Origin of the sequence: Thiocystis violascens DSM 198, assembly GCF_000227745.2 — a bacterium.
In the GTDB taxonomy this organism is placed as follows: Bacteria; Pseudomonadota; Gammaproteobacteria; order Chromatiales; family Chromatiaceae; genus Chromatium; species Chromatium violascens.
Genome location: NC_018012.1, coordinates 2,259,133 through 2,279,737, shown reverse-complemented (window position 1 = coordinate 2,279,737; position 20,605 = coordinate 2,259,133). Strand labels below are relative to the sequence as shown.

The 20,605-nt window shown below is 62.3% G+C and carries 23 protein-coding genes; 13 read left to right on the top strand and 10 right to left on the bottom strand.

Annotation, left to right across the window (positions count from 1 at the left end; translation table 11 throughout):
- Window positions 1-491 precede the first annotated feature (491 nt).
- From THIVI_RS23655 to THIVI_RS10095, 6 genes are all read right to left on the bottom strand, one after another.
- On the bottom strand, window positions 492-1,214 hold the full coding sequence (locus THIVI_RS23655) for an IS1 family transposase (RefSeq protein ID WP_014776653.1): 723 nt from the start codon (window positions 1,212-1,214) through the stop codon (window positions 492-494).
- 107 nt (window positions 1,215-1,321) lie between these two features.
- A complete protein-coding gene (locus THIVI_RS23650; RefSeq protein ID WP_014776653.1) occupies window positions 1,322-2,044 on the bottom strand; it encodes an IS1 family transposase in 723 nt (240 codons plus the stop codon).
- Window positions 2,045-2,089: 45 nt separating this feature from the next.
- Window positions 2,090-2,875 (bottom strand): DUF4347 domain-containing protein, encoded by a 786-nt coding sequence (locus tag THIVI_RS10110; protein ID WP_014778503.1) that lies wholly within the window; start codon window positions 2,873-2,875, stop codon window positions 2,090-2,092.
- A gap of 54 nt (window positions 2,876-2,929) precedes the next feature.
- Window positions 2,930-3,223: a hypothetical protein gene (locus tag THIVI_RS25725; protein WP_014778502.1), complete on the bottom strand. Its 294-nt coding sequence runs from the start codon at window positions 3,221-3,223 to the stop codon at window positions 2,930-2,932.
- 198 nt (window positions 3,224-3,421) lie between these two features.
- Window positions 3,422-4,813, bottom strand: a complete 1,392-nt coding sequence (locus THIVI_RS22750) for an FAD synthase family protein (protein ID WP_014778501.1) — start codon at window positions 4,811-4,813, stop codon at window positions 3,422-3,424.
- Between the two features lie 96 nt (window positions 4,814-4,909).
- Window positions 4,910-5,398 carry a peptidylprolyl isomerase gene (locus THIVI_RS10095; RefSeq protein ID WP_014778500.1) on the bottom strand — a complete coding sequence of 163 codons (489 nt, stop codon included), beginning with the start codon at window positions 5,396-5,398 and terminating at the stop codon, window positions 4,910-4,912.
- Between the two features lie 446 nt (window positions 5,399-5,844).
- Here THIVI_RS10095 and urtA point away from each other — a divergent pair, with 446 nt between their 5' ends.
- The 4 genes from urtA (at window position 5,845) to urtD (ending at window position 10,828) form a co-directional block, all read left to right on the top strand.
- Window positions 5,845-7,143 carry an urea ABC transporter substrate-binding protein gene (urtA, locus tag THIVI_RS10090; RefSeq protein ID WP_041446935.1) on the top strand — a complete coding sequence of 433 codons (1,299 nt, stop codon included), beginning with the start codon at window positions 5,845-5,847 and terminating at the stop codon, window positions 7,141-7,143.
- A gap of 161 nt (window positions 7,144-7,304) precedes the next feature.
- Window positions 7,305-8,933: an urea ABC transporter permease subunit UrtB gene (gene urtB, locus THIVI_RS10085; protein WP_014778498.1), complete on the top strand. Its 1,629-nt coding sequence runs from the start codon at window positions 7,305-7,307 to the stop codon at window positions 8,931-8,933.
- A gap of 3 nt (window positions 8,934-8,936) precedes the next feature.
- A complete protein-coding gene (urtC, locus tag THIVI_RS10080) occupies window positions 8,937-10,019 on the top strand; it encodes an urea ABC transporter permease subunit UrtC (RefSeq protein ID WP_014778497.1) in 1,083 nt (360 codons plus the stop codon).
- Window positions 10,019-10,828, top strand: a complete 810-nt coding sequence (gene urtD, locus THIVI_RS10075; protein WP_014778496.1) for an urea ABC transporter ATP-binding protein UrtD — start codon at window positions 10,019-10,021, stop codon at window positions 10,826-10,828. The genes urtC and urtD overlap by 1 nt, the downstream gene beginning before the upstream one ends.
- A gap of 30 nt (window positions 10,829-10,858) precedes the next feature.
- Here urtD and THIVI_RS10070 read toward each other — a convergent pair whose 3' ends face one another.
- Entirely contained in the window at window positions 10,859-11,149 is a 291-nt protein-coding gene (locus tag THIVI_RS10070) for a type II toxin-antitoxin system TacA family antitoxin (protein WP_014778495.1), read from the bottom strand.
- 481 nt (window positions 11,150-11,630) lie between these two features.
- Here THIVI_RS10070 and urtE point away from each other — a divergent pair, with 481 nt between their 5' ends.
- The 9 genes from urtE to cysS all read left to right on the top strand — a co-directional run bounded on the left by urtE (window position 11,631) and on the right by cysS (window position 18,782).
- Window positions 11,631-12,326, top strand: a complete 696-nt coding sequence (gene urtE, locus THIVI_RS10065) for an urea ABC transporter ATP-binding subunit UrtE (RefSeq protein ID WP_041446934.1) — start codon at window positions 11,631-11,633, stop codon at window positions 12,324-12,326.
- Between the two features lie 10 nt (window positions 12,327-12,336).
- A complete protein-coding gene (locus tag THIVI_RS10060) occupies window positions 12,337-13,161 on the top strand; it encodes an urease accessory protein UreD (protein WP_014778493.1) in 825 nt (274 codons plus the stop codon).
- Between the two features lie 35 nt (window positions 13,162-13,196).
- Window positions 13,197-13,499 carry an urease subunit gamma gene (gene ureA / locus THIVI_RS10055; RefSeq protein WP_014778492.1) on the top strand — a complete coding sequence of 101 codons (303 nt, stop codon included), beginning with the start codon at window positions 13,197-13,199 and terminating at the stop codon, window positions 13,497-13,499.
- 27 nt (window positions 13,500-13,526) lie between these two features.
- On the top strand, window positions 13,527-13,847 hold the full coding sequence (locus tag THIVI_RS10050) for an urease subunit beta (protein WP_014778491.1): 321 nt from the start codon (window positions 13,527-13,529) through the stop codon (window positions 13,845-13,847).
- Window positions 13,844-15,547, top strand: a complete 1,704-nt coding sequence (ureC, locus tag THIVI_RS10045; RefSeq protein WP_014778490.1) for an urease subunit alpha — start codon at window positions 13,844-13,846, stop codon at window positions 15,545-15,547. Before THIVI_RS10050 ends, ureC begins: the two co-directional genes overlap by 4 nt.
- Complete coding sequence (gene ureE, locus THIVI_RS10040) at window positions 15,547-16,014, top strand: urease accessory protein UreE (protein WP_014778489.1); 468 nt, start codon at window positions 15,547-15,549, stop codon at window positions 16,012-16,014. Before ureC ends, ureE begins: the two co-directional genes overlap by 1 nt.
- Window positions 16,001-16,678 (top strand): urease accessory protein UreF, encoded by a 678-nt coding sequence (locus tag THIVI_RS10035; protein WP_014778488.1) that lies wholly within the window; start codon window positions 16,001-16,003, stop codon window positions 16,676-16,678. The genes ureE and THIVI_RS10035 overlap by 14 nt, the downstream gene beginning before the upstream one ends.
- Window positions 16,679-16,697: 19 nt before the next feature.
- Complete coding sequence (ureG, locus tag THIVI_RS10030; protein WP_014778487.1) at window positions 16,698-17,327, top strand: urease accessory protein UreG; 630 nt, start codon at window positions 16,698-16,700, stop codon at window positions 17,325-17,327.
- A 66-nt stretch (window positions 17,328-17,393) separates the two neighbouring features.
- Window positions 17,394-18,782, top strand: a complete 1,389-nt coding sequence (cysS, locus tag THIVI_RS10025; protein ID WP_014778486.1) for a cysteine--tRNA ligase — start codon at window positions 17,394-17,396, stop codon at window positions 18,780-18,782.
- A gap of 4 nt (window positions 18,783-18,786) precedes the next feature.
- On the opposite strand, the gene THIVI_RS10020 is transcribed toward cysS, so the two are convergent.
- The 3 genes from THIVI_RS10020 to THIVI_RS25720 form a co-directional block, all read right to left on the bottom strand.
- The gene (locus THIVI_RS10020) at window positions 18,787-19,185 is read right to left on the bottom strand and encodes a hypothetical protein (protein ID WP_014778485.1); all 399 of its coding nucleotides are present in this window, start codon (window positions 19,183-19,185) and stop codon (window positions 18,787-18,789) included.
- 175 nt (window positions 19,186-19,360) lie between these two features.
- Complete coding sequence (locus tag THIVI_RS10015; protein ID WP_245537423.1) at window positions 19,361-20,182, bottom strand: transposase; 822 nt, start codon at window positions 20,180-20,182, stop codon at window positions 19,361-19,363.
- Window positions 20,176-20,415 (bottom strand): hypothetical protein, encoded by a 240-nt coding sequence (locus tag THIVI_RS25720; protein ID WP_245537422.1) that lies wholly within the window; start codon window positions 20,413-20,415, stop codon window positions 20,176-20,178. The genes THIVI_RS10015 and THIVI_RS25720 overlap by 7 nt, the downstream gene beginning before the upstream one ends.
- Window positions 20,416-20,605 lie beyond the last annotated feature (190 nt).

The window sequence follows — 20,605 nt, the reverse complement described above, 5'->3', positions numbered from 1 at the left end:
GGAAATGTAAAATTACCAATCAGTGATAAATCATAAGGCGTTGTATTATCACCAATCCAATTCGCAGGGTCGCCTATAGCTGCTAATAACTGAGCTTTTGTACCCGTGGTTATACCGTTGTATCGCATATTATCAAAACCATAAACAGCCCCCGAACCACTAGTACCGTCAGAAGTAGATGCTAGCGTATTGGTTAATGCGACAGCCGAAGTTCCATTGGTTAGACCAGGAGGCAGTTGAGAGTTCTGCGGACCAGTTCCTGTGTTGTTCCATGTACCTTTCTGTGAATATGAGACTGCAGCCGCGTCGTTGAATCCGTACACAAAAGTCGCACCGGTTGCATTTCCCGCTGTTCCTTGATAAACGATGATTTGGTCGCCCGCTGTCGAGAAGCCACCGATTTGCCCCGTCTCTCCCGAATGGCCTTGAATATCACTGGCATTGGCAACAATAAGAGTTCCTGCGGCGGTAGTGCCCTTCTCTATATGATTTCACGAATGAGCTTTAACTGAGAGAGTGCTATTATAATGATGGACAAAATGCCAAATAGCTCCAATATGGTTCTCAAGCTTTTTTGAGAAAGAAAGTGCTTTTCGTACGAGCCTGGAAATACGTTGCCTGAGTGTGCAGTTGTATCGTTCGATATGATTTGTCTTTCCCGATTCCTTACCGACAGCGTAATGACGGAATTCTGGAAAAACGGATTGATAAGCTTCCCAAAAATCGGTGTAGAAATCGGCCAATTCTTGATAATCGCGTGGCAATGAATTCCATAATCCTTGCGCACCCTTAATGCCACGAGATCCGATATAAAGTCCGACAACATATCCAGAGTCACGATCTTTCGCGATCCAAACCCATTGTTTTTCATCTTTTTTCAAAACAAATGACCACAGTTCGTCGCACTCGACAACCAGTCGAAAATCAGACAACTTTGGCACGTTTAATTGGCGCGGAACGCCCTCGTATTTTTGATTGACATAGATTTGCAACCAGGATTCAGAGACATTTGCAACACGCGCGATACCAGCAAGCGCAATCCGTTCAAGAAGCAGTCGATCGATCAGCGATTTGGTCTCTTCAGAAATCGCTGAAACTAAGGGGTCAATCACGAATTGACGGCCACATTCCCGACAAAGATGGTTTTGCTTTCCGGTTGCATTAAATCCATTCTTCACGATCTTGGTGGTGTTGCAAGTTGGGCAGTGATTCATGTTTGAATAAATCCAGTCAGATTTTAGATCCTATAGATTGGGGCACTACCCCTGCGGCAATATCACTTGGAACAGTCCAAGTTGGTAGTGCCCTTCTCTATATGATTTCACGAATGAGCTTTAACTGAGAGAGTGCTATTATAATGATGGACAAAATGCCAAATAGCTCCAATATGGTTCTCAAGCTTTTTTGAGAAAGAAAGTGCTTTTCGTACGAGCCTGGAAATACGTTGCCTGAGTGTGCAGTTGTATCGTTCGATATGATTTGTCTTTCCCGATTCCTTACCGACAGCGTAATGACGGAATTCTGGAAAAACGGATTGATAAGCTTCCCAAAAATCGGTGTAGAAATCGGCCAATTCTTGATAATCGCGTGGCAATGAATTCCATAATCCTTGCGCACCCTTAATGCCACGAGATCCGATATAAAGTCCGACAACATATCCAGAGTCACGATCTTTCGCGATCCAAACCCATTGTTTTTCATCTTTTTTCAAAACAAATGACCACAGTTCGTCGCACTCGACAACCAGTCGAAAATCAGACAACTTTGGCACGTTTAATTGGCGCGGAACGCCCTCGTATTTTTGATTGACATAGATTTGCAACCAGGATTCAGAGACATTTGCAACACGCGCGATACCAGCAAGCGCAATCCGTTCAAGAAGCAGTCGATCGATCAGCGATTTGGTCTCTTCAGAAATCGCTGAAACTAAGGGGTCAATCACGAATTGACGGCCACATTCCCGACAAAGATGGTTTTGCTTTCCGGTTGCATTAAATCCATTCTTCACGATCTTGGTGGTGTTGCAAGTTGGGCAGTGATTCATGTTTGAATAAATCCAGTCAGATTTTAGATCCTATAGATTGGGGCACTACCTCCAAGTTAAATGGTATTCCGTTGCATTGACTGTGATAAAAGCACCGTTAGTATCTATACCAACATCAGTAAAATGAATTACCGTTCCGCTACCAATATTAACCAACGGTACAAAAGCCCAGTATTGTGCATAAGTGCCTGAGTCAGCATTCATGCCCACGACAGCAATATCCCCTGCCGAAAGCGTAGTTGCTGGCAATACTCCATCGTATTCTTTCTCTTCAATACTGGGCTGGCCGATTAAACCAGTAGCGGATTCCAAAAACCAATCCCCACCTTTGTTCGCCGCCCCCGTCGCATCCTCCGACGCCGCCACATCCGCCCCAGTCGCACGCGCCAGCTTCTGCACAAAATCCACCCCGGCCTGCCCGGCGGCCACATTGCAGCCGTACAGCAGCACATCGCCCGCCTCGGTGAGCGCCGCGCCCAGCGCCGTCAGTTCCGCCGCACGGGCTGATAACGCCGCGTTGTCCAGGGTCGCCGTGCCCAGCCGCACCTGACCCACCGCGCCGTGGCTCAGCAGATGAATCGCGTCATAGCCGCTCTTGCCCTCTGCCCACGCAGCCATCTGCGCCAGCCCGTCCTGGCTGCCATCCAGCAGCACCACCTCCACCCCAAGACGGACGCCCTTGGCCAACACCTCCCAGTCGACCAAGCTGGTGTCGATGAAGACGACCTCGCGCCGCCCGGAGTTTTGGCTGGGATCGGCCTCGCGCAACACCTGATAGGCGGAGTTGAGCGTGGTGGAAACGGAGTCGGACGGCAGGCGGGCGGCGGTCATGGAAGGAACTCCACAGATGAGCAGGGTTGTTAGGGGTCAGCGATGCCGGTTAAATCAAATATAACGCCGAAACGGCGGTGCTTTACCAAAGGGCGAGGGGCTTGATGCTGGGGGCCAGGAATCGGGGTCGAACGACTGTTCCAGACGGTAGAGGATGTCCTCCGGGAATCGATCGGGATCGGGATCGAGACCGGTCTCGCGGATGGCGAGATCGCGACCATCATCCCAAGCGCTTGCCAGCGCGGAGATGATCAATTGCTCCTCGAAGCGGCGCGCGCGCAGCAGTTCGGCGTTGCGCTGTGCCCATTGGGCATAGTCGGTCTGATAGAGGGTGGCGAGGTGCGTCATGATGAGCCTCCAGGATAGCGCCCGGCACGGGCGGCCAGCACGTGGGGTCGAAGCAGATTTTGACTCGCTCCCACGCTCCGGCGTGGGAATGCCGTTGCACCGCTCTGGCGGTGCGGATGATGACGCGACGCTGGAGCGTCGGGACTTGCTCCCACGCTGGAGCGTGGGAGCCAGAGGTAAACCTTGGCGATGGCTTCGTCAAGCGCCGGGTTCAGGCCGCGCGATGCAGGCCACAGCGTCGGGCCGGTCGGCGGTCTTGAGTTGCGCGCGGATCAGGGTACTGGAAACGCCCCCCGTATATGGCAGCCAGACGCAGCGGATGCCGCGCGCGCCGAGCAGCGGCTCCAGCGCCAGCCAGCGCGGCGAGCCGGCCCAGTCCTCGCTGACGAACAGGCCGTCCACGCCCCAGGCTTCGATCCAGTCGGCGGCGGCCCGGGTCTCGGCCAGGGTGCCCTCGAACAGACAGGCGTCGTCGACGCAGGCCAGGCCACGGATCAGTTCCAGGCGCTGTTCCTGCGGGATGGTCGGGCGGCATTGCTTGCTGCGCCAGGCCCCGCGATCGGTGCAAACGCCCACCTTGAGCGTCGCGCAGCCCTTGCGGGCGGCTTGCAGAAAGCGCAGGTGGCCCACATGCAGCAGATCGAAGCAGCCGACGGTGCCGCCGATCCGGATGGCGGGCGGCGATGGCGCGCCTGGCCCACGCCAGGCGGGCAGGATCGGATCCCGGGGGTCGCGGCGCGTCAGGCTGTCGAGCAAGCGGTCGACGCGTGTCCGATGACCGCCGAGCCAGGCCTCGAGCAGGCGCAGATAACCGATGGCACGGGTGAAGTCGGTGAAATTCACTAGCGCCGGCGCACCGAGATAGCCTTCGTAGTCCGGGTCGGGCTGACGCCAGCCGGGGCCGTACATCTCCGCGAGTAGGGTTTCGGGTGCCTGCGGCGTCCAGAATGGCCCCGAGGCGCTTTGGCGCCGCACCAGCGTGAAGTCGGAGAATTCCAGCACTCGGCCCTCGGCGATCGGCCGGCCGGTCGGCCACCAGCCGCCGATGACCTTGTGGCGCTGGGCGTCGAAGGTATAGCCGAGGATATCAAGCGTGACGCCGGTTTCGCGATGGACGAAGGCGCGGAAATTGCTGGCATTGAGCGGGATCCAGGCCGGTTGCCAGCCCAGAGTGGGCAGCAGGGCGAGGGTCCGCTCGAAGTCGGTGATGGGCACGATAACGTCGAGGTCTTTATCGTTGGCCAACAAGCGGCCCTCCCGCACCAGCCCAAGCAAGGTGCCAAAGGCGGCGAAGGCGTGGATGCCGGCGGCGCAGAGGGCGACGAGCAGGCGTTCGAGCAATGCCTGAGCCTGTGTGGCATCGAAGTGGCCGGGAACCGGCGGGGCCTGAGATGGCCAGGGCAGCGTGGCCGCCAATTGCAGCGCCGGACGGGTGGCGGTCAGGCACTGGGGAATCTGGTTCAGCGCATAGTGCGCCAATCCCAGACAGAGTCCGAGCTGAACCCGCTGCTGCGACGTGGGCACGGAATCGGGTGCGTCCTGATGCAGCGCGGCGCTGAAGTCAGCGGCCGCCTGTTCGGGATTGCGCATGAGGCGCGCCTGCGCGGTCTGCAACAGGGCGTGCAGCGCCTCCCGCGACTGATCCGGGTGTCTGTCCGCTGAGATATTTATGCGGGGCTTGCGGGTTTAATCGACGATCTCGGCCTGTTCGATGACGACATCCTCGACCGGTACGTCCTGGTGGCCATTGCGGGTGCCGGTGCTCACGCCCTTGATGGCCTCGACATGCTCCATCCCCTCGACCACGCGCCCGAAGACGCAGTAGCCCCAGCCGTCCTGACCGGGATAGTCCAGGAAACCGTTGTCGGCCACATTGATGAAAAACTGCGAGGTGGCTGAATGCGGATCCATGGTGCGCGCCATCGCGAGCGTTCCGGTCAGATTCTTGAGACCGTTCTTCGCCTCGTTCTCGACCGGCGCGCGGGTCGGCTTGGGGATGAAATCCGGGGTCATGCCGCCGCCCTGGACCATGAAGCCATCGATGACACGGTGGAAAATGGTGCCGTCATAATGACCGTCGCTGACATACTGCTCGAAGTTGGCACAGGTCTTGGGTGCCTTTTCGGCGTCCAGTTCGACGAGGATATCGCCATGGCTGGTGGTGAATTTAATCATGCGGCTACTCCGGATGTTGCTGGCGCGTGCCTGGGATGGGCACGCGTCTTGTAAGGGTATGGAATGGTTCCACGCATGGTACGGACTTTGCGGCATCCATAAAAGCCCTTCGACTCCGCTCAGGACAAAGCCCTTCGCCTCCGCCGTCACCTTACGGAACCCCTGCATTCTTAATGCGTGCGCCAGATCGGACGGCTTGCACTATGACGGTGCGTCCAGGCCGAATTGCGCATGATCGCTCGTTCCGCTTTGTGACCCTTCATTCCAAGCCATTGGTGCTGAAAAAGGTTGGCGTGAGTTCGATGTTCGGGCATTTATGGCCGCAGGCTGAGGAGGCTGTCGTAAAAATAACCAAATAAAATATTTGGCTTGATATCTGCTTGAAAGCGAATCGACCGTCACGCTGGCGGTTTTCTTCCATGATTCGCCACTATGGGGTTACATCGATGCGAAACAGCGGTTTGATCAGGCAATTCGTGCTCGGCTCCGGGCTGGCTCTGGGACTTGGGCTCGCCGTCCCCGGACAGGCCGCCGAGGACACCATCAAGATTGGTGTGCTGCACTCACTCTCGGGCACCATGGCCATCAGCGAAACGACCCTCAAGGACACCATCCTGATGCTGGTCGACGAGCAGAATAAGAAGGGCGGACTGCTCGGCAAAAAACTGGAGGCGGTCGTCGTCGATCCGGCCTCGAACTGGCCGCTGTTCGCCGAGAAGGCGCGCGAGCTGCTGGAGAAGGACAAGGTGGCCGCGGTCTTCGGTTGCTGGACCTCGGTATCGCGCAAATCCGTCCTGCCTGTCTTCGAGGAGCTGAACGGGCTGCTCTTCTATCCGGTCCAGTACGAGGGCGAGGAATCCTCCAAGAACGTCTTCTACACCGGTGCCGCGCCCAATCAGCAGGCGATCCCGGCGGTCGACTATCTGATGGATCTGGGCGTGAAGCGCTGGGTGCTGGCGGGTACCGACTACGTCTATCCTCGTACCACGAACAAGATCCTTGAGGCTTATCTCAAGCTGAAGGGCGTGGCCGACGCGGACATCCTGATCAACTACACCCCCTTCGGTCACTCCGACTGGCAGTCGATCGTCAGCGACATCAAGAAGTTCGGCTCGGCGGGCAAGAAGACCGCCGTGGTCTCCACCATCAATGGCGACGCCAACGTGCCCTTCTACAAGGAATTGGGCAACCAGGGTATCTCGGCCGAGAACATCCCGGTGGTGGCCTTCTCGGTCGGCGAGGAAGAGCTGTCGGGCATCGACACCAAGCCGCTGGTCGGCCATCTGGCGGCCTGGAACTATTTCATGAGCGTCGATACCCCCGAGAACGCCGCCTTCATCCAGACCTGGCATGACTTCATCAAGAACCCCAAGCGCGTCACCAACGACCCCATGGAGGCCCATTACATCGGCTTCAATCTCTGGGTGCAGGCGGTCGAGAAGGCGGGCACGACCGACACCGACAAGGTCGAGCAGGCGATCATCGGGCTTGAGACCCCCAATCTCACCGGCGGCATCGCCAAGATGCTCCCCAATCATCACATCACCAAACCGGTGCTGATCGGCGAGATCCAGGACGACGGCCAGTTCGCGGTGGTCTGGGAGACCGAGGGCACGGTGCCGGGCGACGCCTGGTCGGATTACCTGCCGGGCTCCAAGGATCTGGAGGCCGACTGGACCACGCCGATCAAATGCGGCAACTACAACACCCTGACCAAGACTTGTCTGGGGGCGTCCGCTCCGTAGATACAAGGGTACGCATCGCGCACCGACGACTGCCTGAGCGTTAAGCCGCTCATGGTTCGATGGCCTCACCACGAACGGCTTAACTTCATGGCAGTGACGCATCGCGTACCCTTTTCCCCACCGCGCGCGGCCACGCAGCGCTCTCGCCAGCGAGGAAATCCATGTCGTTTTCATCTCCAGGCACTCGCCACGGCGCTCCCATCATCGCAAGCCTGCTGCTTTGGCTGGCCTGCCTGATACCGGCGGGAGACACGGTGGCGGAAACGCTCGAAGAGACGCTGCCGCGTCTGGCCGACCGATCCTTTGCGGTCAAACAAGCGGCGATCGAGTCAATCGCGGCCAGCCCGGACGAGCGGGCGCTGAACATCCTGGTCGCGCTTGCCGCCGGAGATCTCTACACCCGAACCCAGACCCCGTCGGTGGTTCTGGGACTTGCCACGAGTGCCGGACGACGACTCACCGATCCCCTGACGGGCGCCGACCTCGGCGAGGCCACTCCTGGAGCGGCCAAGAAAATCATCCTCAACAACGCGATGCGGGTGGCGCTGCGGGTTGCCATCGCGTCACGCCGTCTGAGCAGCCCGGACCCGGCGGAACGCCTGAGTGCCGCGCGCGAGATGCGCGGCGACACCAGTCCGGCGGCGGTCGCGGCCCTGAGCGCCCAACTGGAGCGCGAGCAGGACGCGGAGGTCCGCGCGGCCATTACCCTGGCCCTGGCGGTAGCGCGTCTAGGCTCATCGGAACCCTCGACCCGGCTTGAGGCCGTCGCCGCCCTGGAGGACAGTCTCTACCCCGAGGCGCGCAATGCCCTGCGCCCGGTCGCCGAATCCGACCCCGATCCCGAGGTTCGCAAGGCCGCCGCCAAGACCCTGACCGGAATCGAACAGCGGCTGGCCTGGAACGCTCGCGCCGAAACCCTCTTCTTTGGACTCAGTCTGGGCTCGGTGCTGGTGCTGGCGGCCATCGGGCTGGCCATCACCTTCGGTGTCATGGGCGTGATCAACATGGCCCACGGTGAGCTTATGATGCTCGGCGCCTATACCGCCTATCTGGTCCAGTCGGCGCTGCCGGGTTGGATCGATTACTCGCTGTTTCTGGCCATCCCGGCGGCCTTCATCGTCTCGGGGCTGTTCGGCATCGCCATCGAGCGAACCGTGATCCGGTTTCTTTACGGTCGGCCGCTGGAGACGCTGCTGGCGACCTTCGGCATCAGCCTCATCCTCCAGCAACTCGTGCGAACCCTCATCTCCGCTCAGAATGTCGTGGTCCAGAACCCGAGCTGGATGAGCGGCGCCTGGTCGATCAATCCGGCGCTGGCCCTGACCTACAACCGGCTCTTCATCCTGCTCTTCGCCCTGCTGGTCTTCGCCGCGCTCCTGCTCATCCTGAAGCGCACCGCGCTGGGGCTGGAGGTGCGCGCCGTCTCGCAGAATCGCGCCATGGCGCGCGCCATGGGGGTGCGCTCGGAGCGCGTGGACGCACTCACCTTCGGTCTGGGCGCCGGGATCGCCGGGGTGGCGGGCGTGGCCCTGTCCCAGCTCACCAATGTCGGTCCCAACATGGGACAGGCTTACATCATCGATTCCTTCATGGTCGTGGTTTTCGGTGGGGTCGGTAATCTCTGGGGCACCCTGGTCGCCGGCATGAGTCTGGGCGTGGCCAACAAATTGATGGAACCCTGGGCCGGCGCGGTGCTGGCCAAGATCCTGGTGCTGGTCTTCATCATTTTGTTCATCCAGAAACGTCCGCGCGGGCTCTTCCCGCAGCGCGGGCGCGCGGCGGAGGGCTGAGGCATGGTCCTGAATGCCATGAAGGGCGACACCGGGGGCCAGATCATGCTGGCGGTGCTGCTGGCGGCGACCCTGCTGGTGCCGATCCTGAGTCTGGCCGTGCCCGAGTCGAGTCCGCTGCATCTGTCGACCTATACGGTGACCCTGCTCGGCAAGTATCTCTGCTACGCGCTACTGGCGGTGGCGGTGGATCTGGTCTGGGGCTATCTCGGGATTCTCAGCCTGGGGCACGGCGCCTTCTTCGCCCTCGGTGGCTATGCGATGGGCATGTATCTGATGCGCCAGATCGGTGACCGGGGCGTCTATGGCGATCCGGTCCTGCCGGACTTCATGGTCTTCCTCGACTGGAAGGAACTGCCCTGGTTCTGGCAGGGTTTCGATCTGTTCTGGTTCGCGGCCCTGATGGCGCTGCTGGTTCCGGGCGTGCTGGCCTATGTCTTCGGCTGGCTGGCCTTCCGCTCGCGGGTCACCGGGGTCTATCTGTCCATCATCACCCAGGCCCTGACCTATGCCCTGATGCTGGCCTTCTTCCGCAACGAGATGGGCTTCGGCGGCAACAACGGGCTGACCGACTTCAAGGATCTGCTCGGCTTCAGTCTCCAGAGCGACGCCACGCGGGCGGGGCTCTTCGTCGCCTCGGCCCTGGCGCTGGCCTTTGGCTATCTGGCGTGCCGGGTCATCGTGACCTCGCGCCTGGGTCGGGTGACGGTCGCCATCCGCGACGCCGAGTCGCGGACCCGCTTCATCGGCTACCGGGTCGAGCACGTCAAGGCCGCCATCTTCACCTTCTCGGCCATGCTGGCGGGGCTGGCCGGCGCGCTCTATGTGCCTCAAGTCGGCATCATCAACCCCGGCGAGTTTTCGCCCCTGAACTCGATCGAGATCGTCATCTGGGTCGCGGTCGGCGGACGCGCCACGCTCTATGGCGCCGTGGTCGGCGCGCTCATGGTCAACTATGGCAAGACCGTCTTCACCGCCGCCTTCCCGGATGCCTGGCTGTTCGCCCTCGGCGGCCTCTTCGTGCTGGTGACACTGCTCCTGCCGCGTGGCGTGGCGGGTCTCTTGCGTCGAAGGAGTCGCGGCTGATGGGTGCTCAAGTCGAACGCTGGCAATATCTCAATCCAGGCAAGACACTCGCCGAAACCCTGGACATCTCGCACAAGATCCTGCTCTACGTGGAGGGGGTCTCGGTCAGCTTCGATGGCTTTCGCGCGCTGAACGACCTCTCCTTCTATGTCGACGTGGGCGAGCTGCGCTGTGTCATCGGCCCCAACGGGGCGGGCAAGACCACCATGATGGATGTCATCACCGGCAAGACCAGGCCCGACTCGGGTCATGTCTTCTTCGGTCAGACCATCAATCTGCTGGAACTCGACGAGCCGCGCATCGCCCAGGCCGGGATCGGTCGCAAGTTCCAGAAACCGACGGTGTTCGAGAGTCACAGCGTGCTCGAAAACCTGGAACTGGCCATGGCCGGCGACAAGCGCGTCTGGTCGATCCTGTTCGCCCGTCTGAGCGGCGAACAGCGCGACCGCATCGACGAGGTGTTGGGGATCATCGGTCTGCGCGAACAGGCCGGGGGACTGGCTGGGGCGCTCTCGCACGGTCAGAAGCAATGGCTGGAGATCGGCATGCTGCTGATGCAGGATCCGCTCCTGCTGCTGGTCGACGAGCCGGTCGCCGGCATGACCCATCAAGAGATGGATCGCACCGCCGAGCTGCTGCTCTCGCTCGCCGGCAAGCACTCAGTGGTGGTGGTCGAGCATGACATGGACTTCGTGCGTTCCATCGCCAGGCGCGTGACCGTGCTGCATCAGGGGTCGGTGTTGGCCGAGGGGTCGATGGACGAGGTGCAAAACGATCCGCGCGTGGTGGAGGTGTATTTGGGTGAGTAGGGCGAGCGATGCTTGATGGCGGAGACGCCCTCAGGCCGAAGCCGATGGATCGAAGTGGGTCGGCTCGCGAAAGAGACAGTCCAGACGCGGTAGGGATCTTGGCGGGGCATCAAGGGCGGCGAGAAAGGCGCTCCAGCGTTCGGCGTCCAGAATGAAGCGTTGCCGGGAAGCGAGCGTTTCGTCCGCGCGTTCGAGGGCGCTACTCAAGACGAACTCGCTCACGGACTGATGGCGCTGATCGGCGGCGGCTACCAGCCGCGCCTTCACCTCGGGCGAGAGACGCAAATCGAGCTTGGCGGTTCGCGGGGATGGGGTCGGCATGATGGCCTCCAAGCGGAAAATAAGTCACGAATACAGTCGTTGTCGTTGCGACAACGACAATGGCGCAATAAGGTGATTTACGGGAATGACTTTAACCGATTTCCGTTCGTCCTGAGTCCTGAGCGGAGCCGAAGGGTCGAAGGGCGGGCAGAAATCGCGCTCCTAGGCCGAGATTGCATCCGTTCGTGGTGAGCTTGTCGAACCATGAACGGATGCAATGTCACCACGAAAGTGGGTATGAGCTTTTCCGGAAGTCGCCTAAGGTATTAGCGAGTGTGCTTATTTTACCGATTCATGAACCTTTCCTAACGACTTTAGGCGGTTTCAGTGAAAGATCTTACCCGTAGGAGCCCGCTTGCGGGCGACGTGACCCGCCAGGATGTCTTCTGCGTGCCCCACCCGTCGCCCGCAAGCGGGCTCCTACGGGGCTCAACGCTTGGTAAAGTCATTTCCGGAATTCGCCTTAATTGTCATGATAAGCATGCTGAACATCCAAGGTCTCAACCAATTCTACGGCCAGAGTCACACCCTCTGGGATCTCGACATCCAGATCCCGGCGGGGCAGTGCACCTGTGTCATGGGCCGCAACGGGGTCGGCAAGACCACGCTGATGCAGTGCATCATGGGACTGCTGCCGCTCAAGTCGGGCGCAATGCTCTATCAGGGGCAGGATCTGGCCCGGCTCGCGGCCGAGCGTCGCGCCGCGCTCGGGATCGGGTTCGTGCCCCAGGGCCGGCAGATCTTCCCGCTGCTCACGGTGGAGGAGAATCTGCGCATCGGTCTTCCGGCACGCCCGGACGGCGCGCGCCAGGTGCCGGATTTCATCCATGAGCTGTTCCCTGTGCTCAAACAGATGCTCGGGCGCCGGGGCGGCGACCTCTCCGGCGGTCAACAACAACAGTTGGCGATCGGCCGTGCCCTGGCGATCGACCCCAAACTTCTGATCCTGGACGAGCCGACCGAGGGGATCCAGCCCAACATCGTGCAGGAGATCGGCGAGATCGTCCGCCGTCTGGTCGACGAGCTGAATCTGACCGTGATCCTGGTCGAGCAGAAACTGCCCTTCGCGCGTCGCGTGGCCGATCGCTTCCTGATCCTCGATCGCGGACGCCTGGTGGCGCAAGGCGACATGGATTCGCTGGACGACAATCTGATCAAGCAATACCTGACCGTGTAGACCCTGACCGATGACCGCGATGCCTCCAGGTTGGAACGCGCGTCTCGCGCTCGGATTCGCCGAGCGCGCGGGTCGCACCCGGCTGGTCGAGCGCCACCAGCGCGGCCCGCTCGCGGTTCAGCGTCCCTTCCATCCCGAGGGCGCGCCCTGTCATTGTTATCTGCTGCATCCGCCGGGAGGCCTGGTCGGCGGCGACCGGCTGGAGATCGCGGTGTCGGTCGACTCGGGCGCGCATGCGCTCCTGACCACGCCGGGGGCGACCAAGCTCTATCGCAGCAACGGCGCCGAGGCGCATCAGACCCAGCATCTGCGCGTGGCGGCGGACGGGATCCTCGAATGGCTGCCCCAGGAAAACATCCTGTTCGCGGGGACGCACGCGCGGCTTGCCACCCAGGTCGATCTGGATCCCGGCGCGCGCTTCATCGGCTGGGAGGTTCAGGCGCTGGGTCGACCGGCCAACGGCGAACGTTTGACGACGGGCACGGCCGACCTGTCGCTGGCCATCCAGCGCGCCGGACGGCCCCTGCTGCTGGATCGGCTGCGGATCGATGCTGGCACAGGGCTGGATGGCCCGGCCGGTCTGCGCGGCTTCGCGGTGACGGGTACCCTGGTCGCGACCGGCATCGACCGCGAGGATCTGGCGGCGGTGCGCGGGCTCGCCGCGACCGACTCCGACATTCTTTGGGGCGCGACGCTCTTGGACGATCTCCTGGTGGCGCGCTGTCTGGCGCCCTTTGCCGAACCCGCGCGTCGCCTGTTCGCCGCGATCTGGGGCATACTGCGTCCCAGACTCCTTAGCCTCCCCGCCTGCCCGCCGCGCATTTGGGGAACTTGACCGACCTTGTATCCAGCCCATTTCCGGAGCGCTCCATGGACCTGAGTCCCAGAGAAAAAGACAAACTCCTGCTGTTCACCGCCGGGTTGCTCGCCGAACGGCGCAAGGCGCGCGGCGTCAAGCTCAACTACCCGGAGGCCGTGGCCTATCTGAGTTGCGCCATCCTGGAGGGCGCGCGCGATGGCCGGAGCGTCGCCGAACTCATGGACTATGGCCGCACCCTGCTGACCCGCGAGGACGTCATGGACGGCATCGCCGAGATGCTCCACGAGGTGCAGGTGGAAGCCACCTTCCCCGACGGGACCAAGCTGGTGACCGTGCATGACCCCATCCTCTGATCGTCCGTCATTAAGGAGACGCGCTCCATGATTCCTGGCGAAATCCTGGTGGAACCCGGCGACATCGAACTCAATGCCGGGCGTCCGGTGCTGACCCTGGAGGTCGCCAACACCGGCGACCGTCCGATCCAGGTCGGCTCGCACTACCATTTCTTCGAGACCAACCGCGCCTTGGTCTTCGAGCGCGCGCGGGCGCGCGGCTGGCGGCTCGACATCCCGGCCGGCACCGCCGTGCGCTTCGAGCCGGGCCAGACCCGCACCGTCGATCTGGTGCCCTACGCGGGCGCGCGCCAAGTCTATGGCTTCAACGCCCAGGTCATGGGCGCCCTGGATGGAGATCCGTCATGAGCCGCATCGATCGCGCCGCCTATGCGGCACTCTATGGCCCCACGGTCGGTGACCGGATCCGTCTGGGCGACTCCGAGCTGCTGATCCAGATCGAGGCCGATCAGACCGTCCACGGCGACGAGGTCTCCTTCGGCGGCGGCAAGGTCATCCGCGACGGCATGGGCCAGAGCCAGCGTCCGGCCGCCGAGGTCGCGGATCTGGTCATCACCAATGCGGTGATCCTGGATCACTGGGGGATCGTCAAGGCCGATGTCGGGATCAAGGACGGGCGCATCGCCGGCATCGGCAAGGCCGGCAATCCGGACACCCAGGCGGGCGTCGACATCCTCATCGGTCCCGGCACCGAGATCGTCGCCGGGGAGGGCCAGATTCTCACCGCCGGCGGGATCGACGCGCATATCCATTTCATCTGCCCGCAGCAGATCGAGGACGCCCTGATGTCGGGCGTGACCACACTGCTCGGCGGCGGCACCGGCCCGGCGACCGGCACCAATGCGACCACCTGCACCCCTGGCCCCTGGAACATCCATCGCATGTTGCAGGCCGCCGAGGGACTGCCGGTCAACCTCGGCTTCCTGGGCAAGGGCAACGCCAGCCAGCCGCGCCCGCTGGAGGAACAGGTCGAGGCCGGCGCCATGGGGCTCAAGCTCCACGAGGACTGGGGCACCACGCCCGCCGCCATCGATTGCTGTCTCGGCGTGGCCGAGCGTCACGACGTGCAGGTCGCCATCCACACCGACACACTCAACGAGTCGGGTTTCGTCGAGGACACCCTTGCCGCCTTCAAGGATCGCACCATCCACACCTATCACACCGAAGGCGCGGGCGGCGGTCACGCCCCGGACATCATCAAGGCCGCCGGTCTGCCCAACGTGCTGCCGTCCTCGACCAACCCGACCCGACCCTACACGGTCAACACGGTCGACGAACATCTGGACATGCTGATGGTCTGCCATCACCTATCCCCGTCGATTCCGGAAGATGTGGCCTTCGCCGAATCGCGCATCCGCCGCGAGACCATCGCCGCCGAGGACATCCTGCACGACCTGGGTGCCTTCAGCATGATCGCCTCCGACAGCCAGGCCATGGGTCGGGTCGGCGAAGTCATCACCCGTACCTGGCAGACCGCGCACAAGATGAAGGTCCAGCGTGGCGCCCTGGCCGGCGATCCGGCCACCCACGACAACGCGCGCGCCAAGCGCTATGTCGCCAAGTACGGCATCAATCCAGCGATTGCCCACGGCATCGCCCACGAGGTCGGTTCGGTCGAGGTCGGCAAACTCGCCGATCTGGTGCTCTGGCGCCCGGCCTTCTTCGCCACCAAGCCGAGCCTGATCATCAAGGGCGGGATGATCGTCGCCGCGCCAATGGGCGACCCGAACGCCTCCATTCCGACCCCGCAACCGGTCCACTACCGCCCCATGTTCGGCGCGCTCGGCGGGGCGCTCGCCGCCACCTGCATGACCTTCCTTTCGGGGGCCGCCATCGCCGCGGAGATTCCGGGGCAACTCGGACTCCGGCGTCTCGTTGGCCAGGTGCGCGACACTCGCTCGGTGCGCAAGTCCGACATGATCCACAACCACTGGCAGCCGTGCATCGAGGTCGATCCTCAGACCTACGAGGTCCGCGCCGACGGCGAACTCCTGACCTGCGAACCGGCGGCCGTGCTACCGTTCGCGCAACGGTACTTCCTGTTCTGATGATTCGATTCATTCGCAAGCTAGCGGGGCCTCCACCGGAAGCCCTCGCCCTGACCATCAACCTGACCTGGGAGCAACGCCAGCATAGCCGGCTGCTCGTCGCGCTGGACGACGGACGCGAGGTCGGCCTGCTGTTGCCGCGTGGCACCCCGCTGCGCGATGGCGATGTCCTGCAAGCCGAGGACGGCCAGGCCGCGCGCGTGGTTGCCGCGCCCGAGACGCTCTCATGCGTCGACTGCCCGGACGCCCTGAGTCTCGCACGCGCCGCCTATCATCTCGGCAACCGGCACGTCCCGGTACAAATCGACTCCAACGGTCTTCGCTACCCGCACGACCATGTGCTCGACGACCTGGTACGCGGTCTGGGGTTGGCGGTGCGCATCGAAGAGCAGCCCTTCGAGCCAGAGCCGGGCGCCTATCGGAGCGGCGCGTCTGGGCATTCGCATCATCGCCATGCCGACCACTGATCCCGGACTGGTCCGACTGCTGCAACTCACGAGTCCATCCCTGCCGATCGGCGGTTTCACCTATTCGCAGGGGATCGAGTGGGCGGTCGAGGCCGGCTGGATTCGCACCGCCGCCGATCTGGAAGCCTGGGTCGCGGATCAACTCACACAGGTGCTGGCGCGGGTCGATCTCCCGATCCTCGCGCGCCTGTACGATGCCGTCAGGGAAACCGACGCCACGCGCCTGGAGACGTGGATCGACCGCCTGATCGCTGCCCGCGAGACGGCTGAACTGCGTCTGGAGGAGGCGAATCGCGGGCGTGCGCTGGCGGATCTTCTGGTGGCCTGGGGGATGACTGGCGCGAGTGATTGGCGCGCCCGGTTGAGCCGGAGTCAGGCGGCGGGCCTAGCCTTCGCGGCAGTCGCCTGGACGATTCCGCGCGAGTCCTTGGCGCAGGGCTACGCCTGGTCCTGGGCCGAAAGTCTGGTCCTGGCCGGGATCAAGTGCGTCCCTCTGGGACAAACCGCGGGCCAGCAGCTTCTGGCGCGAGTGGCTGGCCGGATTCCAGCAACCGTTGAGTACGCTTTGAGTCTGGATGACGCAGCCATCGGTGCTTCAGGCCCGGCCTTGGCCATTGCCAGCAGTCGGCACGAAACTCAATACACGCGTCTTTTTCGATCATGACCTTCCGACAGAGATTCCGATGACCGATTCGACACCCTTGCGCGTGGGCGTGGGCGGACCCGTGGGGTCCGGCAAGACCGCGCTGCTCGACGCGCTCTGCAAACAATTACGCGATCGCTACGAGATCGCCGTGGTCACCAACGACATCTACACCCGCGAGGACGCCGAGTTCCTCATCCGCTCCCAGGCCCTGGCCCCGGAGCGCATCATCGGGGTCGAGACCGGCGGCTGTCCGCATACGGCCATCCGCGAGGATGCCAGCATGAACCTGGCGGCGATCGAGGATCTGCAAGCGCGTTTTCCGCGTCTGGACCTGATCTTCGTCGAGAGCGGCGGCGACAACCTGGCCGCCACCTTCAGCCCGGAACTCGCGGATCTGACGATCTATGTCATCGACGTCGCCGAGGGCGAGAAAATCCCGCGCAAGGGCGGCCCCGGCATCACGCGCTCGGATCTGCTGGTGATCAACAAGATCGACCTGGCCCCCTATGTCGGCGCCTCGCTGGAGGTCATGGAGCATGATTCGCAACGCATGCGCGGCCGGCGGCCCTTTGTCTTTACCAATCTGCGCACGGGTCAGGGCGTCACCCGGATTGCCGACTTCATTGAATGCGAAGGGCAGCTGACGATGCCGGACAGGAATCGCTGACTCTGAAAGCGCCGCCTTTGTTACCATGGGCGCTTTATTACGGTCGTCGTCAAGAACCCTCCCAAGATGCTACAGATCCACAACACCCTGACCCGCCAGAAAGAAACCTTCCAGCCGATCGAGCCGGGCAAGGTGCGCATGTATGTGTGCGGAATGACCGTCTACGATTACTGTCACCTCGGGCACGCGCGGGTGCTGGTGGTGTTCGACGTGGTGTATCGCTATCTGAAGGCATTGGGTTACGACGTGACCTATATCCGCAATATCACGGATATCGACGACAAGATCATCCGCCGCGCGGCCGAGAACGGCGAGCCCTTCCCGGCACTGACCGAGCGTTTCATCCAGGCCATGCACGAGGACTCGGAGACGCTCGGGATTCTTCCGCCCACCGACGAGCCGCGCGCGACCGCGCACATGGACGACATTCTGGACATGATCCAAACCCTGATCGACAAGGGATTCGCCTATGTCGCCGACAATGGCGATGTCTATTATGCGGTCAGCCGCTTTCCGGACTATGGCAAGCTTTCGGGCAAGAATCCGCAGGATCTGCGTTCGGGCGCGCGGGTCGAGATTGGCGAGGCCAAGCGCGACCCGCTCGATTTCGCGCTCTGGAAGGCCGCCAAACCGGACGAGCCGGCGTGGGACTCGCCCTGGGGCGCGGGGCGGCCCGGCTGGCATATCGAATGCTCGGCCATGAGCACCTGCGCGCTGGGCAACCATTTCGACATCCACGGCGGCGGGGCCGATCTTCAGTTCCCGCACCACGAAAACGAGATTGCCCAGTCCGAGGGCGCGACCGGCGAGCCCTTCGTGAATGTCTGGATGCACAACGGGTTCGTGCGCGTGAACGAAGAAAAGATGTCCAAATCGCTGGGCAACTTTTTTACCGTGCGCGAGATTCTGCAACGCTATCGGCCCGAGGAAATCCGCTATTTCATCCTGACCAGTCAGTACCGCAGTCCGCTGAATTACGACGATGAGCACCTCCAGAATGCCCGGAGCGCACTCACTCGCTTCTACACGGCGCTCCGCGGTCTACCCTCGGTCGAACCGGTCGGCGGCGAGACCTTCCGCGAACGCTTTCACGCGGCTATGGACGATGATTTCAATACGCCGGAAGCCCTGGCGGTCCTCTTCGATCTGGCGCGCGAGATCAATCGGGTACGCGCCGACGACCTAGAGCGCGCCGCAGCCCTCGGTGCCGAGTTGCGACGAATGGGCGAGGTGCTTGGCATCCTCCAGGACGACGCCGAGCGCTATTTGCGGGGCGACGCGACGGCTGGCGGACTTGCGAATGCCGACATCGACGACTTGATCGCACAGCGCATCGCCGCCCGCGCCGCGAAGAATTGGGCCGAGGCCGACCGGATTCGCGCCGTCCTGACCGAGGCTGGGATCGTGCTGGAGGACAATCCGCAGGGCACGATCTGGCGCCGGGCGTCCGCGTAGTTCATCAGGAACGGCTCGGCGGCCGACAGGCTCGCTCGCATTCGCGAAAACGATTCGTGCAGTAACCAAAGCGATTCTCGGCGCAGGACCACCAGGGATAGCCGCATTCGCCCTGCTCGCTCGCGGACGCGAGACACCAGCGGTAGACGCGGAACGACGAGCTGTAGCCGGCCTGGCATTGACGGTACTCGTCACGAGCATCCGCGTTGCAGACGTTCCGTATCGCGCGACACTCGCCGATACAACCGAGTTCGGCGATCTGCTGGGGCAGGGTCGCGTCGGGCGCCAGCGGTCTGGTGCAGGAGGTCAGCAGCAGCAGGGACAGCAGACCGAGACCTGCGCGAATGCCGGTCTTTTGGACGGACTCGCGGCGGGAGAGTAAAAAGCGGAAATCGAACCTCATCAGGGTCACTCCGTGTCATGAAGGACAACATGAACGCCGCGTCCCATGACGCGCCACCCCGAACTGTAGCCGGAAATCCTGGCATTGTGCGTGTCCGTGGTGGCGCTCTCATCACCTATCAGTTACTCACGGGCATGAAAAGCGGGCAACGGGAGGTCGTTTTGAAGGCACCGCTTCAGACGGCGCAGGCCGCGCGTGAACCACGAGACCAGGCTACGATAGAGTTTCCTGAAGCTCCAATGCGCGGGGTCGTTCTGCGCCTGGACTTTTTTTCGAGTGGTGTCGGATCGTTCAGCCCCTCGTCTCGGCCGGCGCGAACACACCAGTACATGACCAAGGCCATGATGAGCACCAGTCGCTCCAAACGCTCGGCATGCTGGAGTTGCGAATCCTCCAAGTCGAAGCCCCGGCCCTTGACGTCGGAGAACATCGGTTCGATGGCCCAGCGAGCAGCGTCGTCAAGCACGCTTGCCCGTGTCGGGGCGGCGTCCATGGCAATGATCCACGGCTCGGGGTGGCCATCCTCGTGCAGGATCCCGAGGTTCGTGATCACCCCCTGCGCAAACAGGCGCACACCGGTGAAGTAACGTTCCGTCACCCCGTGTGCCAACGCGCCCGTCGTCGTCTCATCGCCCTGCCCGGTATCCGTTAGCACGTTGCTCTTCAGGCGCAGCCGGTCGCTCCAGCCCCGGGCTTGGAGCCACCCGAACAGGCCCGCCGACGGATAGAACCGGTCCGCCGATAGCAGCACGCGCGCCCCGGACGGCAGCCAGGCCAGGAGCGGCTCCAACACCACCTGCTGGCCCGCGAAGCCGAGATTGGCCGCCCCTTCCTCAGCCCGCCACGCCAGCGGTATCGCGCGATCACCCACCCGCAACGCCACCATCAGCAGCGCCATCCGATCACCCAAATCGGTTTGGTCCAGGCTCAACAACACCGTCTGACCATGGCTGGCCGCCTTCGCCAACTCCGCTCGTGCAAAGGGCTCAATCACCATTCCCGGACCAACCGCGGATTCTTCAGCAAACGCCTCAGCCATTGCTCGCGCATGTCCTGCCGCTCGGTGTCCAAGGGCAGCAGATTGGCCAACTCCACCGTGTTCGGGGTTTGGCCTTCGATCATCGCCCCGACCGCCAACGCCAGCTTGCTCACCACCGTCTTGCGCAGACGCGGGTGCACCTCGCGCAGCCCGCACGCCACTTCATCAGCCAATCGTTTGACGCTTCCCATGATCCTCAATCACCTCAACATCGACTGAGCGGCAGTTTGCCAGAATGTGATAGGTGATGAGGGTGGCGCTAAATTCTCATGTCGACGTAGGAGCCCGCTTGCGGGCGACATCTATCCTGACACGGGGGAGTCTGCCAAGATATCCTTGAGTCTGCCCACTCGTCGCCCGCAAGCGGGCTCCTACGGCGGT

Excerpts from the sequence above, each read along its gene's own strand:
- THIVI_RS23655 (WP_014776653.1), bottom strand. The coding sequence starts at position 1,214 with ATGAATCACTGCCCAACTTGCAACACCACCAAGATCGTGAAGAATGGA.
- THIVI_RS23650 (WP_014776653.1), bottom strand. The coding sequence starts at position 2,044 with ATGAATCACTGCCCAACTTGCAACACCACCAAGATCGTGAAGAATGGA.
- THIVI_RS10110 (WP_014778503.1), bottom strand. The coding sequence starts at position 2,875 with ATGACCGCCGCCCGCCTGCCGTCCGACTCCGTTTCCACCACGCTCAAC.
- THIVI_RS25725 (WP_014778502.1), bottom strand. The coding sequence starts at position 3,223 with ATGACGCACCTCGCCACCCTCTATCAGACCGACTATGCCCAATGGGCA.
- THIVI_RS22750 (WP_014778501.1), bottom strand. The coding sequence starts at position 4,813 with ATGCGCAATCCCGAACAGGCGGCCGCTGACTTCAGCGCCGCGCTGCAT.
- THIVI_RS10095 (WP_014778500.1), bottom strand. The coding sequence starts at position 5,398 with ATGATTAAATTCACCACCAGCCATGGCGATATCCTCGTCGAACTGGAC.
- urtA (WP_041446935.1), top strand. The coding sequence starts at position 5,845 with ATGCGAAACAGCGGTTTGATCAGGCAATTCGTGCTCGGCTCCGGGCTG.
- urtB (WP_014778498.1), top strand. The coding sequence starts at position 7,305 with ATGTCGTTTTCATCTCCAGGCACTCGCCACGGCGCTCCCATCATCGCA.
- urtC (WP_014778497.1), top strand. The coding sequence starts at position 8,937 with ATGGTCCTGAATGCCATGAAGGGCGACACCGGGGGCCAGATCATGCTG.
- urtD (WP_014778496.1), top strand. The coding sequence starts at position 10,019 with ATGGGTGCTCAAGTCGAACGCTGGCAATATCTCAATCCAGGCAAGACA.
- THIVI_RS10070 (WP_014778495.1), bottom strand. The coding sequence starts at position 11,149 with ATGCCGACCCCATCCCCGCGAACCGCCAAGCTCGATTTGCGTCTCTCG.
- urtE (WP_041446934.1), top strand. The coding sequence starts at position 11,631 with ATGCTGAACATCCAAGGTCTCAACCAATTCTACGGCCAGAGTCACACC.
- THIVI_RS10060 (WP_014778493.1), top strand. The coding sequence starts at position 12,337 with ATGACCGCGATGCCTCCAGGTTGGAACGCGCGTCTCGCGCTCGGATTC.
- ureA (WP_014778492.1), top strand. The coding sequence starts at position 13,197 with ATGGACCTGAGTCCCAGAGAAAAAGACAAACTCCTGCTGTTCACCGCC.
- THIVI_RS10050 (WP_014778491.1), top strand. The coding sequence starts at position 13,527 with ATGATTCCTGGCGAAATCCTGGTGGAACCCGGCGACATCGAACTCAAT.
- ureC (WP_014778490.1), top strand. The coding sequence starts at position 13,844 with ATGAGCCGCATCGATCGCGCCGCCTATGCGGCACTCTATGGCCCCACG.
- ureE (WP_014778489.1), top strand. The coding sequence starts at position 15,547 with ATGATTCGATTCATTCGCAAGCTAGCGGGGCCTCCACCGGAAGCCCTC.
- THIVI_RS10035 (WP_014778488.1), top strand. The coding sequence starts at position 16,001 with ATGCCGACCACTGATCCCGGACTGGTCCGACTGCTGCAACTCACGAGT.
- ureG (WP_014778487.1), top strand. The coding sequence starts at position 16,698 with ATGACCGATTCGACACCCTTGCGCGTGGGCGTGGGCGGACCCGTGGGG.
- cysS (WP_014778486.1), top strand. The coding sequence starts at position 17,394 with ATGCTACAGATCCACAACACCCTGACCCGCCAGAAAGAAACCTTCCAG.
- THIVI_RS10020 (WP_014778485.1), bottom strand. The coding sequence starts at position 19,185 with ATGAGGTTCGATTTCCGCTTTTTACTCTCCCGCCGCGAGTCCGTCCAA.
- THIVI_RS10015 (WP_245537423.1), bottom strand. The coding sequence starts at position 20,182 with ATGGTGATTGAGCCCTTTGCACGAGCGGAGTTGGCGAAGGCGGCCAGC.
- THIVI_RS25720 (WP_245537422.1), bottom strand. The coding sequence starts at position 20,415 with ATGGGAAGCGTCAAACGATTGGCTGATGAAGTGGCGTGCGGGCTGCGC.